Annotated in this window: 14 protein-coding genes and 3 tRNA genes; 4 read left to right on the top strand and 13 right to left on the bottom strand. The window is 62.8% G+C overall.

The window, feature by feature from the left end; all coding sequences use genetic code 11:
• Positions 1–16: 16 nt before the first annotated feature.
• Complete coding sequence (locus tag AUC70_RS09650) at positions 17–1,765, bottom strand: trimethylamine N-oxide permease (RefSeq protein WP_069445083.1); 1,749 nt, start codon at positions 1,763–1,765, stop codon at positions 17–19.
• Positions 1,766–2,175: 410 nt separating this feature from the next.
• On the opposite strand from AUC70_RS09650, the gene AUC70_RS09645 reads away from it, so the two are divergent.
• A complete protein-coding gene (locus AUC70_RS09645) occupies positions 2,176–2,736 on the top strand; it encodes a helix-turn-helix domain-containing protein (RefSeq protein ID WP_069444685.1) in 561 nt (186 codons plus the stop codon).
• 189 nt (positions 2,737–2,925) lie between these two features.
• The gene (locus tag AUC70_RS09640; protein WP_069444684.1) at positions 2,926–4,269 is read left to right on the top strand and encodes an NAD(P)/FAD-dependent oxidoreductase; all 1,344 of its coding nucleotides are present in this window, start codon (positions 2,926–2,928) and stop codon (positions 4,267–4,269) included.
• Between the two features lie 34 nt (positions 4,270–4,303).
• On the opposite strand, the gene AUC70_RS09635 is transcribed toward AUC70_RS09640, so the two are convergent.
• From AUC70_RS09635 to AUC70_RS09615, 5 genes are all read right to left on the bottom strand, one after another.
• Positions 4,304–4,380: transfer RNA gene (locus tag AUC70_RS09635), tRNA-Arg, on the bottom strand.
• A 36-nt stretch (positions 4,381–4,416) separates the two neighbouring features.
• Positions 4,417–4,722: an ETC complex I subunit gene (locus AUC70_RS09630; RefSeq protein ID WP_069444683.1), complete on the bottom strand. Its 306-nt coding sequence runs from the start codon at positions 4,720–4,722 to the stop codon at positions 4,417–4,419.
• Positions 4,723–4,771: 49 nt separating this feature from the next.
• A tRNA-Pro gene (locus AUC70_RS09625) sits at positions 4,772–4,847 on the bottom strand.
• 150 nt (positions 4,848–4,997) lie between these two features.
• The gene (locus tag AUC70_RS09620; protein ID WP_244505581.1) at positions 4,998–5,453 is read right to left on the bottom strand and encodes a DUF192 domain-containing protein; all 456 of its coding nucleotides are present in this window, start codon (positions 5,451–5,453) and stop codon (positions 4,998–5,000) included.
• 47 nt (positions 5,454–5,500) lie between these two features.
• Positions 5,501–6,088 carry a cold-shock protein gene (locus AUC70_RS09615; protein WP_069444682.1) on the bottom strand — a complete coding sequence of 196 codons (588 nt, stop codon included), beginning with the start codon at positions 6,086–6,088 and terminating at the stop codon, positions 5,501–5,503.
• Positions 6,089–6,555: 467 nt separating this feature from the next.
• Here AUC70_RS09615 and AUC70_RS09610 point away from each other — a divergent pair, with 467 nt between their 5' ends.
• On the top strand, positions 6,556–6,975 hold the full coding sequence (locus AUC70_RS09610; RefSeq protein WP_069444681.1) for a VOC family protein: 420 nt from the start codon (positions 6,556–6,558) through the stop codon (positions 6,973–6,975).
• A gap of 42 nt (positions 6,976–7,017) precedes the next feature.
• On the opposite strand, the gene AUC70_RS09605 is transcribed toward AUC70_RS09610, so the two are convergent.
• The 6 genes from AUC70_RS09605 to AUC70_RS09580 form a co-directional block, all read right to left on the bottom strand.
• A tRNA-Glu gene (locus tag AUC70_RS09605) sits at positions 7,018–7,092 on the bottom strand.
• 89 nt (positions 7,093–7,181) lie between these two features.
• Positions 7,182–9,023, bottom strand: coding sequence for a single-stranded-DNA-specific exonuclease RecJ (recJ, locus tag AUC70_RS09600; protein WP_342022015.1), 1,842 nt, complete (start codon positions 9,021–9,023; stop codon positions 7,182–7,184).
• A 74-nt stretch (positions 9,024–9,097) separates the two neighbouring features.
• Entirely contained in the window at positions 9,098–10,087 is a 990-nt protein-coding gene (glpX, locus tag AUC70_RS09595; protein WP_069444680.1) for a class II fructose-bisphosphatase, read from the bottom strand.
• Positions 10,088–10,140: 53 nt separating this feature from the next.
• Complete coding sequence (locus AUC70_RS09590; protein WP_069444679.1) at positions 10,141–11,472, bottom strand: homoserine dehydrogenase; 1,332 nt, start codon at positions 11,470–11,472, stop codon at positions 10,141–10,143.
• 8 nt (positions 11,473–11,480) lie between these two features.
• On the bottom strand, positions 11,481–12,713 hold the full coding sequence (locus tag AUC70_RS09585) for an LL-diaminopimelate aminotransferase (RefSeq protein ID WP_069444678.1): 1,233 nt from the start codon (positions 12,711–12,713) through the stop codon (positions 11,481–11,483).
• Positions 12,714–12,827: 114 nt separating this feature from the next.
• Entirely contained in the window at positions 12,828–13,067 is a 240-nt protein-coding gene (locus AUC70_RS09580) for a hypothetical protein (protein ID WP_069444677.1), read from the bottom strand.
• 154 nt (positions 13,068–13,221) lie between these two features.
• Here AUC70_RS09580 and AUC70_RS09575 point away from each other — a divergent pair, with 154 nt between their 5' ends.
• Positions 13,222–15,069: a PHA/PHB synthase family protein gene (locus AUC70_RS09575; RefSeq protein ID WP_342022014.1), complete on the top strand. Its 1,848-nt coding sequence runs from the start codon at positions 13,222–13,224 to the stop codon at positions 15,067–15,069.
• Positions 15,070–15,090: 21 nt separating this feature from the next.
• On the opposite strand, the gene argC is transcribed toward AUC70_RS09575, so the two are convergent.
• A complete protein-coding gene (gene argC / locus AUC70_RS09570) occupies positions 15,091–16,140 on the bottom strand; it encodes an N-acetyl-gamma-glutamyl-phosphate reductase (RefSeq protein ID WP_069444676.1) in 1,050 nt (349 codons plus the stop codon).
• Positions 16,141–16,220: the final 80 nt, after the last annotated feature.

The raw sequence follows: 16,220 nt of genomic DNA, 5'->3' as shown, positions 1-16,220 counted from the left end.
GAGCGGGCAGCAGCTCCTAGGAGGGAGGGAGCTGGAAGTAGTAGTTGCCGAAGAGAACGATGAGCGCTCCGGCAAGGAGAGCGAGGTAGGGCAAGAACCCAGCCTTCCTCTCACCGAGATCCTGACTCTTGAGATCGAGATCGATCAGCATGTGGTCGGGGAATCGTCCCTTGTCCTGGACGTAGTGCCGGTACAGGAACACGGGGATGATGAGCGCCCCGAACAGCAGGCCGTACCAAAGAGCGTTCGGATTACCCCACACCTTCGCCCCCACACCCATCAGGAAGAGATTGAAGAAGCCCAGACCGGCATTGACGGCGATGAGCCAATTCGGTGCCCGGTAAGGCCGCGGGGCATTGGGGCTGTCGATGCGGTGAATCCAGGTCGCCTGCAGGTTCAGGAAGATGAAGAGCATGTAGCCGACATTGGAGATCGACAGGATGAGGTAGTAGGCCGTTGCATCGGAGGCCGCGAATGTCAGAAGCCCCAGATTGAAGATGAGATCCGTCCACATCGCACGGGTCGGTGCGCCGTGTTCATTGGTGTGGGACAGATACTTCGGCAACCAGCCGTCGACGCCGCCCTGATAGAGGGTCCGCGACGATCCGGCCATGGCCATCATGATGGCGAGCATGAGTGCCAGGATCATCATCATCTCGAGAAGATGCGTGACGAACTTGGAACCCGAACCGACCATATTGCCCATGGCCGCCGCGACGCCGGTGCCCTCAACGATGCCCGGTTCCGTCATGCCTTCGACGCCGAGATAACCTTGGAAGGTTGCCGCGACGAGCGTGTAAATCACCACGCAAAGGAGACCCGCGTAGACGATGGCCTTCTTCGTATCGGTGGCGGGGTTCTTGAACTCGCGCGTGTAGCAGACCGCCGTCTCGAAGGCGTAGGTCGACCAGCCGGCGATGAACAGCGCACCCAGAAACAGCGTCCAGCCGCCGATATTCCACTCTCCGTTTGGCGGTGTCAGCGGCGTGTAGTTGGCGTAATCGACGCCCCCGTTCAGGAACGGCACGATGCCCACGATGAGCATGGGGATCACGACCAGGAGCCCGATCCACATTTGCACGCGGGCTGTCCCGAGAATACCGCGGTGCTGGATCGCAAAAGCTGCGAGCATCAGAATCGCGCCGATAAAGAACGTTGGCCCGATTTCGATCTGCGCCAGCCCTAAGAACGAGAAGCTCGCGAGCGTCATCGTGCGCAATGCCGGCGTCCCCGCCTCCGTGAGCGCGGCAATGGCCGTCGCGGTGGCTTGATCCGCCGACTGACCGGTAATGGCTGCAGCATTCACAGCATCGGCCAACCACGCGGCGACCTGTGGCGATTCCGCGGTAAAGACGGGAATCGGCGCGATCGCATTCAGAATGTAGCCGGCGGCCACGGCACAGCCGAGCGACAACACCGGCGTCCAGGCGTACCAGTTACACCAAACCGAAAGCGGCGCGATCAGCTTGCTGTAACGCAGCCAAGCGGCGGCTCCATAGACCGCAGCGCCTCCCGATTTGTTCTTAAACAAGCCGGCAATCTCGGCGTAGCTGTAGGATTGTGAAAAGCCGATCAGGACGGAGATGGTCCAAACGAGAAAGGCGAGCTTTCCCGCTGTCGCGCCAATTCCCCCGATCGAAATGAGAACAAGTGCGGGGACCCCGCTTGCAATCCAAAAAGCGCCTTTCCAGTCGATGGCGCGTTGGAGTCCGCCAGTTTCATCGGATTTGGCATCTGCCGCCTCCGCACAGTCGATTGATGACATCTTTGCATTCCTCCCCAGGAACATGACCCTCTACCGGGGCCGATGCGCAAAGAGTGCCATAAATTGCACGACATGCAAAATACTTGCATTGCAGCAAATGTAGTACTTTTGCATCATATGCAAATCGACGGAAATCGGTCAGACTGCGTGCGCCGTAATCGATGTGTCAGGGCGAAAGCGTGCTAGTCTGCCACCTATAAGCGTATCGCATGGGTGACCTCTTCGGATCGGAAGACATGGCCGCAACGACACGGCGCAAGGCAGCCGCAAAGAAAACGACCAAAGCCAAATCGGCGAGTACGGCCACTGGCTCGTCCATAAAGAAATCACCTGTCAAAAAATCCGCCAGGAAGACGCGCGCGATAACTCGTGACGCTTCTGCCGGGCGAACTGATACAGCGACCGCGCCGTTGGAGACACGCATCGGGGAGGTCATCCGGCAGCAGCGCGTGGCGGCGAACATCACACTTGCATCGTTGGGCCAGGGTTGCGGCATCTCCAGCGCAATGTTGAGCCGTATCGAGAACGGCATGGCGTCGGCCAGCCTCGATTCTCTCGAACGGATTTGCTCGGCGCTCGGCATCGGCATGGCCAATCTGTTCCAAGAAGTGGATCAGAAGACCGGCGAGGCGCAGCTGCTCAAGACCGACGAACAGATGGAAGTCGTCAGGGTCGGAACCCAGTACGGCTATCGTTACGCGCTCCTGTCCTACAACCGGGGGCCGCGAAAGACCTTCGAACCGTTTCTCGTGGAGATGAACAAGCAGAGCGAGGCATGGCCGCGTTTCTCGCATCCGGGCACGGAGTTCATCTTCATGCTGGAGGGCAAACTGGAATACCGCTTCGGCGACAAGATCTATCTTCTGGAGCCAGGCGACACGCTGACGTTTGCGGGAAACGTCGTGCACGGGCCCGAACGTATGTTGGCCGACTATGTGAAGTTCATCGCCGTCATCGTCTACGACGAATAGCCGGCAGCCGATCCGAGCCGGCCGCTTCGACCGAACGACGGCCTCGTTGTCGCGGGAGGGCGCAAGTTAGACAGGTCGCGCGGGCATAGTCCGTCGCGCACTTGCATTGCATGCAAAATATATTCATATGGGTAAAGATTGGGGCGTAGGGATCGGCCCCGCATGTCCAACAGGGTTGCCCGCGGAACAATGACGGAAACAACAGCGAACACTCTCACTCTTGCCGACCTTGCGGCCGGGCGTCTCGATACCGGGACGCCGCCTATCCATGAGCCCTATTGGTGGGCCGCCGCGCCGCGTCAGAAGACCGAGCGCCCCACCCTGCCCATGAAGGCCGACGTGGTGATCATCGGTTCAGGCTTCACGGGCCTGTCGGCGGCGCTGACCCTGCTCGACAAGGGCCGCAGCGTCGTTGTCCTCGACAAGGGCGTGCCGGGCTTCGGGGCGAGCACGCGCAATGGCGGGCAGATCGGAAGCGGCAATCAAAAATTCCGCGTGAAAACGCTCGTTTCGCTCCGGGGTGAGGCCAAAGCGGTCGCACTGCTCCGCGAGGGGACGCGCATGCTCGACTATATCGAGGACCTGATCGCGCGTGAGAACATCGATTGCCACTTCCGTCGTTGCGGGCGGTTCCGTGGCGCCATGCGGCCCGCTCACTACGAAGCGATGGCACGCGACATGGAGGACCTGAAGCGGGTCGCGGGCGTCGAGAGTTTCATGGTGCCGCGGTCTGAGCAGCATGCTGAAATACGCACCGACCTCTTCCACGGCGGATCGGTGTTGCCTCAGGACGCATCGTTGCATCCAGGGCTGTATCACGCAGGGCTCATGGCGCGCGTAGCGGAGCGCGGTGGGGCCGTTGTGGGCCTAGCGGGGGCCAAGGCCATCAACCGCGAGAGCGCGGGCTACCGCGTGTCGACGGAAGTCGGGCTGATCGATTGCCGGCAGGTCCTCGTGGCCACCAACGGCTACACAGACACCCTGTTCGGGCACTTGCGTCGGCGTATCGTCAGTATTCGGTCCGGTCTGATCGCGACGGAGCAGCTTCAGCCGGGAATGATCGAGCAACTCCTGCCGGGAGGCCGCGTCTACGGCAACACCAACCGGGTGTTCTACTATTTCCGGGCGGCGCCCGATCAGGACCGGCTGGTCTGGGGCGGACGCGCCGCGCGCTTCGGCGGCCTCAAGGCCTATCGTCACCTGGCGGAGGATTTGCTCAGCGTGTTCCCGGACCTCGGCCACGTGGGCGTGTCCCATGTGTGGGACGGCACGATCGGCTATACCTACGACGAGCTCCCCCATCTCGGCCGCAGCCGGGAGGGCATTCATTTCGCGGCCGGGTATTGCGGCACCGGCGTTTCGCGGGCGACCTATTTCGGGCACAAGATCGCATTGCAGATGACGGACGATCCGGACGGCGCGACGGCGTTCGACGATCTCACCTTCCCCGCCTTCCCCATGCGCGACGTGGCGCAGCTTGCCGTGCCCTTCATCGAGCGCTGGTACCGCTTCCGCGACTCCGTTGAGAAGTAGCCGCAAGCAATTTTGAAGGGTGGCTTTAAAGGGCTGGCGATCCCGGCAGGACTCGAACCTGCAACCCCCTGCTTAGAAGGCAGGTGCTCTATCCGGTTGAGCTACGGGACCACACAGGCGCGGAGTATAGCGCGACTCGCCTGCGATTCAGTGGGTCCAGCTGTCCGGGCGGCCGTACTTGAAGTTCTCGGCATAGGATTTCGGCCGGATCTTCGTGGCCGGCGGCTCTTCCAGCCGGTAGGCGATGCCGTTTTCCTTGGCGTAGGCGATCGCTTCGTCCTTGGTGGCGAAGCTCAGTCTGATCTGGCGCTTGGTGTCCGACGAACTCGTCCAGCCCATCAGGGGCTCGATGAGCCGCGGCTGGTCCGGCAGATATTCCAAGACCCAGTCCTTAGTCGCAGCCGTGCCCTGCTGCATGACGTTCTGAGCGGGTTTGTAAATTCGGGCCGTCATCAAGTGTTCCCCTCGAGCGGACTCAGATCCAATTCATCAGACCAGCAAGTGGTCGGGGCAGCAAGATTCGAACTTGCGACCCCCTGCTCCCAAAGCAGTGCGCTACCAGACTGCGCTATGCCCCGATATGACCACGCGGCACGGACATGACAGCCAAATCCGGCGCAGGCAAGAGCCTTTAGAACAACAAGACCTCTGAATACAACGAACGTTCAGAAGGCTCATTCATACTGAGAACCGATGCGGGAGGCTAGCCCCGCGACGTTAAGACCCTCTCACCAGGTGCCGGACTTTTCCAGCTCCCGGGCCGGTTCGGAGCCGAGCCCCGGGAAGACCACCTGGTCGCCTGGCTTGAGGCCGATCCGGGCCGCCTCCCCGGCGTTGAGTTCCAGGACAGCTTCCGCGATGCCACCCGAGTCGATGACAGTCTTCGAGAAGGGTTCGGTATTGGCCTCGATCCGCAGGACCGTTCCCTGCTCGGTGATGAAGATCATGTCGAGCGGGATGTACGTGTTCTGCATCCACATGCTCGCGGCCTGCGGCGGATCGTAGAGGAAGATCATGCCGTGGTCCTGCGGGAGCGAGCGGCGGAACATGAGCCCGCGCGCCTTCTCGCCAGGGCTGTCGGCGACCTCGACGCTATAGGTGTGATCGCCGCTGTCCGTCTTCAGCACCAGCGGCGCGGTGTCTTCTTCGGCGGTTGCCGGAGGCAAAGCCGCAAGGACGAGCACGGCGGCGAGCCACGCCGATAACGCGCGAAGCTGAACTGGATTGGGGATCAGTGGGAGGCCAGACCGTTGGCGCCGTCCGGTTTGATCTCGGCCGCCATCAGACCCTTGGGACCCCTCCCGAAGCGAACGAGGAGTGACTGTCCCGGACGAAGTTCTGTAAAGCCGCACCGCCGCAGGGTCTCCATGTGCACGAAAATGTCCAGCGTCGAGGGCCCCCGGGTCAGGAAGCCGAAGCCGCGGATACGATTGAACCACTTGACCATAACCCGTTCCCAGTCGCTTTCGGGAACAACCACGACGTGCGTGCGCTGCGGCAATTGGGACGGGTGGACGGCGGTCGTATCATCCATCTCGAGGATGCGGGAAGCTTGCAAGCCTTTTGGACGGCGGAGGACTTCGCAGACGACCCGCGCGCCCTCATAAGCGGTCTGATGACCGTCGCGGCGCAGGCAGGTGACATGCAGCAGAACATCGGGAAGGTCGTCGTCGGGGACGATGAAGCCGTAGCCCTTCGACGCATCGAACCATTTGATGGAACCGGAGACCTCGAAGACATCGACGGTGGCGTCGTCGATGGCGGCCTCTTCGGTACGATGGATAAGTTCCTCCTGAAGTGGCGATGCTTTCGCCGCCATGCCGCATTCCCCCGCTGTACTAAGTATCGACTCGATGCCGCGATATACGAATCAAATAGTGCGTGTCTCAGAGGATAGCATCGGCTGTTTCAACGACCAGATTATTTTTGCTTCCGATGCGAGCTTCTCCACAGTGCGGGTGCGAACGTGTCATCACGAGACGGGTGCGTTCGCAAGCATCTGATCGGCAAGAGAAACCGTCGGCCTTCGCACATCGTGAGGTTCGCAGGTGCTCAAGACGCCAAATCTCGATGAAGCGCACTCAAACTTCTCTGGCGTCGAGTAAATTTGGCGTTCCGTCACATTGGAGCGAGAGCTGTGGGCGTGCGGCAACATTTGAAATAAAAATTTCATTCAGCCCGTGTTTGAAGGAAGATTCGTCATCTTGCCATCATGCCGTTCGGCGCTTTAGGGTCGGGCCCAAAGTCAGTCCAACCACCGTTGGAACCCTCGGGAGGACGTTACCGATGAAGTATCTTCACACCATGGTTCGCGTCGCGGATGTCGACAAGTCGCTCGACTTCTACTGCAACAAGCTGGGGCTCAAAGAGACCCGGCGCATGGAAAGCGAGCAAGGCCGCTTCACGCTCATCTATCTCGCCGCGCCGGGCGACGAAGAAACCGAACTCGAGCTCACCTATAACTGGGATCCGGAAGCCTACGGCGAGGGACGCAATTTCGGTCACCTCGCCTACGAGGTCGACAACATCTACGAGACCTGCGACCGGCTCATGAAGGCGGGCGTGACGATCAACCGTCCGCCGCGCGACGGCTGGATGGCCTTCATCCGCTCGCCCGACAACATCTCGATCGAGCTCTTGCAGAAGGGCAAGCGCCTGCCCGAGCAGGAGCCCTGGGCGTCCATGCCGAATACGGGCAAATGGTAGCGGAGAGAGGCTGAAGACCGGCCCGCGCGGGGTGTGCGGGTGTGGCACTCCCTAGGGGAGTCGAACCCCTCTTTCCAGGTTGAAAACCTGGCGTCCTAACCGATAGACGAAGGGAGCAGGCCGGTCACGAGCCCGCTGATATAGATAGCTTCGCGGCGTCTCGCAAGTCCGCTGTTTAAGACGCCGCACCCACTCTGGGCAAGCCCCTAGCGGGCAGAATCTTGCTTTTCTGCGGCATCTTCGATCATCAACTCGATGCGTTCCCGCCCCTGCCAGACCGACCGGCGCAGGTGGCCCGCTACGTGGAGTTGTTGGCCTTCAGCGCCCATGAGGATGTCGCCCAGCGGCGAGCCTTCGACCCGGAATGCGACCGCATCGATACGCCCTCCATCCGCAGCTTGCAGCGTGCAGCGGACATGACCGCCGTTCAAGCCGCGCAGCCACGTCATCCGATGCGCGGGAAACACGAAGCGCGGCCGGGGATGACCCGGACCGTAGGGACCGGCGCGCTCGAGAAGATCGATGAGTTCCGGGGTGACGGCGCTGGCCGAGAGGGCGCCGTCGAGGCCGAGGGTGCGGGTCGCCGATGACTGCGCGACAGACTCCGAGAGACGCGCGGCGAGGAACGCGGTCGCCTTCTCTCGCTTGGCCCAATCTAGGGTAAAGCCAGCAGCCATCGCGTGCCCGCCGCCTTTGAGGAAGAGCCCCTCCTCCACTGCGTCGCGCACGACTGCACCTAGATCGACCGAGGGGATCGAGCGGGCGGAGCCGGTGGCGATGCCGTTGCCGTCGAGGGTCATCACGAAAGACGGACGCATGAAGCGTTCCGTGAGGCGGCCTGCCACGAGACCGACGAGCCCTTTGTGCCAATCGGCATCGCCGAGAAACAGGAGCGGTGCGTCCGGGCCTTCGTCCAGGGCCTGCTGCGCCATGGAGACGGCTCCTTCGAGCATGCCCTGCTCGATCGCCTTGCGCTGGGCGTTCAGGCTCTCGAGCCGTGCCGCGATCGTGCCGGCTTCGCTTTCGTCTTCCGTTGCGAGAAGGCGCGCGCCTAGGCCCGACGCGCCCACGCGTCCCCCGGCATTGATCCGTGGACCGAGGACAAAGCCAAGGCTGTAGGTGGAAGGCGCTTCGGTGAGCCGGGCCTCGTCGGCCAGCGCCCGCAGGCCTGTATTGTGCCGGAGCCGCAGAACCTGGAGCCCCTTGGCGATGAAGGCGCGGTTGGCGTCCTTGAAGGGCACCACATCGCAGACCGTGGCCAGCGCAACCAGGTCCAGCAGTCCGAGCAGGTCCGGTGCCGGGCGTGTGTCGTAGGCACCCAGGCGACGCAGAGCGCCCATCGTTGCGACCAGAAACAGGAACACGACACCCGCGGCCGCCAGATGCCCCTGGCCGGATAGGTCGTCCTGACGGTTCGGGTTCACGACGGCGAAGGCGTCCGGCAGAGCCTCGCCGGCCTGGTGATGGTCCAGCACGATCACCTCGGCGCCAGCCTCGTTGGCGGCAACGATGGCCGCGTCCCCGGCGGTGCCGCAGTCCACGGTGAGGATCAGCCGAGCACCCTCCTCGACCAGCCCGCGAAGAGCCTCGGGCGACGGGCCATAGCCTTCGGTGAGGCGATCCGGGATGTAGGTCAGGCAGCTCTGTCCGTGCGCCCTTAAGAAACGCTCGATCAGCGCCACACAGGAGGCCCCGTCCACATCGTAGTCGCCGAAGATGCCGATGGTTTCGCCACGGGTGATCGCGTCGGCCATGCGCTCCGCAGCCTTCGTCATGTCCTGGAGGCTGGCGGGGTCCGGCATCAGTGTCTTGAGGGACGGATCGAGAAAACGTTCGGTGGTTTGGACGTCGGCGCCGCGCGCCGCGAGCACCCGCCCGAGCAGGTCGGGCAGACCGTGCGCCTGGGCAATGGCCGTCGCGGTATGCGCGCGGGCCGGTTCGAGACGTTCCACCCAGCGCTGGCTCCGCGCCGACCGTTCCACGCCCAGCATGGCCGGTGTGGGCGGGTTCGCGGTGTTATCGTCCTGGCGTTTCAAGGCTGCGGTCACGGTCGGCTCTGCAAGATATGAGCTTGGATTTGCTTTGGGTCTGGAGAGTAGCCGATTCGCACCCGCCCCCCGGATCAGGCGAATTTGTTCGGGTCGGCGTGTTCGGTCTTGATCCAGCGCCTGGTGCGCGTGGAGGCGCGCATGACCACGCTCTCCGTGATGATCGCGTTCCGCGCATGGTGGACGCCCGCCATCATCGATCCATCGGTGATGCCCGTCGCGGCGAAGCTGAGATCGCCCATGACCATATCCTTCAGCGCATAGGTCTTGGACAGGTTCGTGATGCCGGCCAGCTTGGCCCAGGCGCGATGCTCCTTGTTGAGCGCCACGAGGCGCCCTTCCATCTGGCCCCCGAGGCAGGTCAGAGCTGCGGCCGCCAGCACGCCTTCCGCCGCGCCGCCAATGCCGAGATACATGTCGATACCGGTCTGCACGGGATCGGTGACGTGGATCACGCCCGCGATGTCGCCGTCGCCAATTAGGCGCAGTGCGGCGCCGGCCGAGCGGATCTCTTCGATGAGGTCACCGTGGCGCGGCCTGTCGAGCACGCACACGGTCAGATCCTGTACGCCGACGCCTTTTGCTTCGGCTAGCGCGCCGAGGTTCTCCGAGGGGGTCGCGGCAACGCTGATGGTCCCCTCGGGGTAACCAGGCCCGATGGCGACCTTCTCCATGTAGATGGGCGGCACCTTGAGCAGACTGCCGCGCTCGGCCACGGCCAGCACCGACATGGCATTCGGGAGCGCCTTGGCGCACAATGTCGAGCCCTCGATAGGATCGACGGCCACATCCACGGTCGTGCCTGAGGGTGAGCCCTGGCCGATCCTCTCGCCCATGTAGAAGAAGGGGCAATCGCCCTCTTCGCCCTCGCCGACGACGACGATGCCATCGAAGGGCAAGCGGGCGATCTCGCGATGCATCGCCGCCGCTGCCGCCTCGTCCGCGGAGGCTTCGTCCCCGCGCCCGAGCCATTGAGCCGCCGCCACCGCGGTCGCTTCGGTCACCCGAACGATATCCAGCGCCAGGGCGCGGTCGAGTTCTGCCTTCTCAACTGCCTGTGACACGTCAAAACCTCCCTCGTTTCAACGCGCGCGATCTTCCGCCGGCGCGGTGGCCGTCAAAGCTTTTCGATACGGATCATTTGTGGCTTGGAGTCGACATGTCCATCCTTTTGGATGGCTGCGAGCGCCTTTCGCACGGCGGCCTCCGTGGTCTCATGGGTCACCATGACGATACTAGCCTGCGGCGCCCCCTTTTTGCGGGGCGTCTTGCCTTGGCCGGGACGCTCGTCGCTCGGACGGCGCTGGACGATACTCTCGAGCGAAATGTTCTGCATCGCCATGCGCTGGGCGATGGCGGCGAAGGCCCCGGTCCGGTCGTAGACCGAGAGGCGAATGTAATAGCCGCCCTCATGCGTGCGCATGGCCGCCTTCTTGTAGGCCTTGAGGTTCGTGGCCTTGACGCCGAAGGGCCGCAGAACGATGCCGCGGGCGATATCGATGATGTCGCTCATCACCGCGGACGCCGTCGGGCCCCCGCCCGCGCCGGGGCCGATCAGCATCACGTCGCCGATGAAGTCGCCATCGATGGCCACGCAGTTGGAGACGCCGTCCACATTCGCGATGGCCGTATCCTTGGGCACCATGGTCGGATGCACGCGTTGTTCGATGCCGCTGTCGGTCCTGAGCGCGACGCCCAGCAACTTGATGCGATAGCCGAGATCGGTTGCCGCCTCGATGTCGGTCGGCGTGATCGTTTCGATGCCCTCGACATAGACGGCCGTCGAACCGGGTCTCGTGCCGAAGGCGAGGCTCGTGAGCAGTGAGAGTTTATGCGCGGTGTCGAAACCGCCGACATCAAAGGTGGGATCCGCTTCCGCGTAACCCTGTTCCTGCGCCTCTTTGAGGACATCGGCGAAGTCACGGCCTTCCCGTTCCATCTTGGTCAGGATGTAGTTGCAGGTGCCGTTGAGGATGCCGAACACGCGGGTGATGTCGTTGCCCTGGAGGCCCTCGCGCATGGCCTTGACCACCGGTATGCCGCCGGCCACGGCACCCTCGAAGTTCAGGGCGACACCGTTCTTCTCCGCTAGCGCGGCGAGCGCCGGTCCATGGTGTGCCAGAAGCGCCTTGTTCGCGGTGACCACATGCTTGCCTGCCTGCAGCGCGGCCTCGACGGCCTCTTTCGCTGCGCCCTCTTCACCGCCGATGAGCTCGACAAAGACGTCGATCTCGGGGTCGTTGGCCAGCGCCACCGGATCGGAGACGAAGCGCATCTTCGACACATCGGCGCCGCGCTTCTTGCGCCTGTTCCGCGCCGAGACGGCGACGATCTCGATGGGCCGGCCGGTCCTGGCGGCAAGCGTGTCCGCGCGCGCGGCGATCAACTGCACGAGGCCAGTGCCGACAGTGCCGATTCCGGCCAGTCCAAGCTTCAAGGGGTCTGCCATGGAAGGAGCTATAGCGTCCGCTGGGCCTTGGAGGCCAGAGGAATGACGTTGTGCAGCTCGTTGGCCGACTCGGTGAGGAACTTGCGGATATTCCGCGCAGCCTGGCGGATGCGCTGCTCGTTCTCCACGAGCGCGATGCGCACATAGCCCTCGCCGTACTCGCCGAAGCCAACGCCCGGCGCCACGGCGACGGAGGCTCTCTCAAGGAGGAGCTTCGAGAATTCGAGCGAACCGATATGAGCGAACATGTCCGGAATCGGCGCCCACGCGAACATCGTCGCCGGCGGAGACGGAATGGGCCAGCCCGCGCGGGTGATGGCATCGACGAGCGTATCGCGCCGGCGCTTGTACACGCCCCGGATCTCGTCGACGCAATCTTGCGGGCCGTTCAGCGCAGCCGCTGCCGCCACCTGGATCGGGGTGAAGGCGCCATAGTCGAGATAAGACTTCACCCGGGTCAGAGCCTGGATGAGACGTTCGTTGCCGACGGCAAAGCCGATGCGCCAGCCCGGCATGGAATAGGTCTTGGATACGGATGTGAACTCGACCGCGATATCCATGGCGCCGGGGATCTCGAGGAACGAACCCGGCGGCTCGCCCTCGAAATAGATTTCCGCATAGGCGAGATCGGATAGCACGATCAGGTCGTGCTTCTTGGCGTAGGCGACGACCTCCGCATAGAAGTCGCGGTTCGCGACGACCGCGGTCGGGTTGGCCGGATAATTGAGCACCAGAACCGACGGCTTCGGCACGCTGTGGCGCATGGCCTTGTCGAGCGAGACCATGAACTGGGAATCGGTGCTGGCCGGCAGATGCCGGATCACGCCGCCGGACATGATGAAGCCGAACTCATGGATCGGATAGGTGGGGTTCGGGACCAGGATCACATCGCCCGGGGCGGTGATCGCCTGGGCCATGTTGGCGAAGCCTTCTTTCGAACCGAGCGTCGCGACGACCTGGGTATCGGGGTTGAGCTTCACGCCGAAGCGACGGTCGTAGTAAGCGGCTTGCGCCTTGCGCAGGCCCTGGATGCCCTTCGACGCCGAATAGCGGGTGGCCTTGGGGTCGCGGACCGTTTCCACCAGCTTGTCGATGATATGCGGCGGTGTCGGCATGTCGGGATTGCCCATCCCGAAGTCGATGATGTCGTCGCCGCGGGCGCGCGCTTCCGCCTTGAGCTTGTTCACCTGCTCAAAGACATACGGCGGCAGCCGCTTGATCCTATGAAATTCGTTCTGCACGGACGGTTATCCCCACCCGATCTTTCTGAAATTGGGAGTCTGAAGTTGAACCACGAAAAGGCCCCGCCCGGCAAGCATCTCGGACTTAAGACCTTCGGTCGGTTTGCTTTGATTTTAGTTCGTTTTCGGGGTGCTCTTCACCTGTTTGACCTGAGCGTCTTGCCGGTCCTTCTCCTGCTTGAGATCCGAGATCGCCGCTTCACGCTCCGACTTCGTCAGCGTGTCGTCATAGCCGCGGATCGCGTCGCTGAAACGCTGCAGAGGGCCCTGATCCGGCAGGCTGCTCGCACATCCAGACAAAAGGATGACGGACAGGACTGCCGCCAGCCGGTAAGCTGACTGTAAAAAAAACACTACGTTTTTGCTCTAGTGGAGTTTCCCCTGGCGAACCCAGCCGCCAAATCGCTATATTGCATAGCACAATGACGAGTTCGGCGGAAGCTGGCGCAACCACGCTCCGACAAGGCGGCGGAAATGTGGTCCTGGGGAGAGAGATCGAGGCATTCCAATGCGTGACGACGGCCGGGATGGAAAAGCAGGTGCAGGGGGTCCCACGGGCGGCGACAAGATCGAAGGCGAAGCGCAGGACACGATGAACTTCGACGAGTTCGCGCGGAACATGGTGCGCCTGTTCGATCAGGGTGCGAAGGTCGCCTCCTCCCTGGCCGAGCGTAATGCGTCGAGCGGCAAAAGCCCCTACAGCGTGGCCTCCGAGGTCGGCGAAGCCGCCAAGACCTTCGGCTCGGTGGCGCAAGCCATGGTTTCGAATCCCAGCAAGTTGGCCGCCGCCCAGAGCGAACTCTTCAACAGCTACGCAAATCTTTGGGGACGCTCCGTCCGCAAGTTTCTGGGTGAGGAGGTGGAGCCGGTGGCCGAGCCCGACCCCGGCGACAACCGTTTCAACGACCCGGGCTGGTCGGAGAATCAGTACTTCGATTTTTGGAAACAGGCTTACCTGATCACGTCGCGTTGGGCCGAGGACGTCACCAAGAACACGGAAGGCGTCGATGACAAGACCCGGCGCAAAGCCATGTTCTATCTGGGACAAGTCCTGTCGGCGATGTCGCCCTCCAACAACCCTTTCACCAATCCCGAGGTGGTCCGAACGACGCTGGCGACCAATGCGGAGAATCTCGTTCAGGGCATGGCGCTCCTGGCCGAGGACATCGGTCAGTCCAAAGACCTTCTGCGCGTCAGCCAGACCGACCTGTCGGCCTTCGAGGTCGGACGGGATTTGGCAATCACGCCGGGCAAGGTCATTTTCCAGAATGAGCTGATCCAGCTGATTCAATATGAGCCGACCACGGAAGAAGTCTCGAAGACGCCGCTGATCATCGCGCCACCGTGGATCAACAAGTACTACATTCTCGATCTCAAGCCGGAGAAGTCACTGGTCAAGTATGCGGTGGATCAGGGCTTCACGGTCTTCATGATCTCCTGGGTGAACCCCGACTCGACGCTCGCGCAGAAGACGTTCGAAGACTATATGCGCGACGGCATTCTCAAGGCCGTCGAGATCGTGAACCGGCAGCTGGGGGTTCATCATGTGAACCTCATGGGCTATTGCGTCGGGGGCACCCTGCTCGCTTCGGCACTGGCTTATTGCGCGGCGAAGGGAGACGACAGGATCGCAGCAGCGACCTTCCTCACGGCGCAGGTCGATTTCACCGAGGCCGGCGACCTCCTGATGTTCATCGACGACGCGCAGTTGAAGTCGATGGAAGAGATGATGGCCGAGCGCGGCTATCTCGATGGGTCGCGCATGGCGGCGGTGTTCAACATGCTGCGGCCGAAGGACCTGATCTGGCCCTATGTCGTGAACAACTACCTTCTGGGCAAGAAGCCCTTCCCCTTCGATCTGTTGTTCTGGAACGCCGATTCCACGCGGATGCCGGCGGCGAACCACGTGTTCTATCTGCGCGAGTTCTACCACGAGAACCGCCTCGGCAAGGGAGAGATGGAGCTCGGCGGCGTGAAGCTCGATCTCTCCAAGATCAAGATCCCGATCTACGAGCTTTTCACGCGGGAGGACCACATCGCGCCCGCTTCGTCGGTCTATCGGGGCAGCAGGCTCTATGGCGGCGACGTCCGCCATGTGATGGCGGGGTCCGGCCATATCGCCGGAGTCGTGAATCCTCCGGCCAAGAAGAAGTACCAATATTGGACGGGCGCACCGCGCGAGACGTTCGAGCAGTGGGTCGAGAGCGCTACCGAGATCCCCGGCTCCTGGTGGCCGGACTGGGCGGTTTGGCTTCAGGACCTCTCGGGCGAAAAGGTGCCGGCGCGCGACCCCTCGAGCGGGCCGTTCCCGCCGATCGAGGATGCGCCCGGCAGCTACGTGAAGTCCCAGGACTAGCCGTGCCCGTCGTTGTCGCGTCTACGGGAACAGAGGCAACTGTTCCAGCGCGGTCGTTTCGTCCAGGCCGTACATCAGATTGAAGTTCTGAAGCGCCTGGCCGGCCGATCCCTTCACCAGATTGTCGATCGTCGAAATCACGATCGCCCGCCCCGGAATGCGGTCGGCGAAGACGCCGATGTGGCAGTAGTTCGAACCGCGCACGTGTTGTGTCGCCGGAATGACGCCCTCCTCGACCACGCGCACGAATGGGCTTTCCGCATAGGCCTTCGCCAAGCCCTCCCGGACATCGTCCGCGGAGGTGCCGTCTGCAAGCTGGACGTAGCAGGTGCACAGCTCGCCTCGCGTCATGGGGACGAGATGGGGCGTGAAGTTCACGGTCACGGACTTACCGGCTGCGGCGCCGAGTTCCTGCTCGATCTCCGGGACATGGCGATGCGTGCCGACGCCGTAAGGCGACAGCCCCTCTCCCGCCTCGGAGAACAGAATGTTCTGTTTCAATGAGCGGCCCGCGCCGGAGACGCCCGACTTGGCATCGATGATGATGCCGTCGGCCGCGATGAGACCGGACTTGGACAAAGGCAGAAGCGCCAGGAGTACCGCCGTGGGATAGCAGCCCGGACAGGCGACGAGACGGGCCTCTGCGATGGCGTCGCGATAGTGTTCGGTCAGCCCGTAGACCGCGCCCTCCGCCAACTCGGGGGCGCCATGCTCGGCACCGTACCACTCGGCGTAGGTGCCGAGATCCCGCAGACGGAAATCGGCGGACATGTCGACGACTTTGACGCTGTCGGGGAGCTTGGCGATCTCGTTATGGGCCGTACCGTGGGGCAGCCCGCAAAAGGCCACGTCCACGTTATCCCAGTCGACTTCGTCCGCCGTCACGAGTGCCGGCAGGTCGAGGCTCGCGAAGTGCGGATAGACCTTGGCGAGCGGCTGGCCCGCATGGGCCTTCGCGATCAAGGCTGTGATTTCGATACTGGGATGTCTGGCCGCGAGCCGGATCAGATCGGCGCCGGTATACCCGGAAGCGCCGAGCACGGCGGCCCGGATCGTCTGTGTGCTGGTCATGTCCGACCCCGGAAATGTTGACCCGCCTCGGGCGGGATTCGACGGCTCAAAACGAAAAACGGGAGAGAGGCAGCGCCCCT

The sequence above is a fragment of the Methyloceanibacter stevinii genome (assembly GCF_001723355.1).
GTDB lineage: Bacteria > Pseudomonadota > Alphaproteobacteria > Rhizobiales > Methyloligellaceae > Methyloceanibacter > Methyloceanibacter stevinii.
The sequence above is the reverse complement of the archived record's forward strand: the minus strand, read 5'-3'. Positions and strand labels throughout refer to the sequence as shown.

What these genes read in the sequence shown, in the direction of transcription:
- AUC70_RS09650 (WP_069445083.1), bottom strand. Translation starts at nt 1,765, where the DNA reads ATGTCATCAATCGACTGTGCGGAGGCGGCAGATGCCAAATCCGATGAA.
- AUC70_RS09575 (WP_342022014.1), top strand. Translation starts at nt 13,222, where the DNA reads ATGCGTGACGACGGCCGGGATGGAAAAGCAGGTGCAGGGGGTCCCACG.
- AUC70_RS09610 (WP_069444681.1), top strand. Translation starts at nt 6,556, where the DNA reads ATGAAGTATCTTCACACCATGGTTCGCGTCGCGGATGTCGACAAGTCG.
- AUC70_RS09640 (WP_069444684.1), top strand. Translation starts at nt 2,926, where the DNA reads ATGACGGAAACAACAGCGAACACTCTCACTCTTGCCGACCTTGCGGCC.
- AUC70_RS09615 (WP_069444682.1), bottom strand. Translation starts at nt 6,088, where the DNA reads ATGGCGGCGAAAGCATCGCCACTTCAGGAGGAACTTATCCATCGTACC.
- argC (WP_069444676.1), bottom strand. Translation starts at nt 16,140, where the DNA reads ATGACCAGCACACAGACGATCCGGGCCGCCGTGCTCGGCGCTTCCGGG.
- AUC70_RS09590 (WP_069444679.1), bottom strand. Translation starts at nt 11,472, where the DNA reads ATGGCAGACCCCTTGAAGCTTGGACTGGCCGGAATCGGCACTGTCGGC.
- AUC70_RS09630 (WP_069444683.1), bottom strand. Translation starts at nt 4,722, where the DNA reads ATGACGGCCCGAATTTACAAACCCGCTCAGAACGTCATGCAGCAGGGC.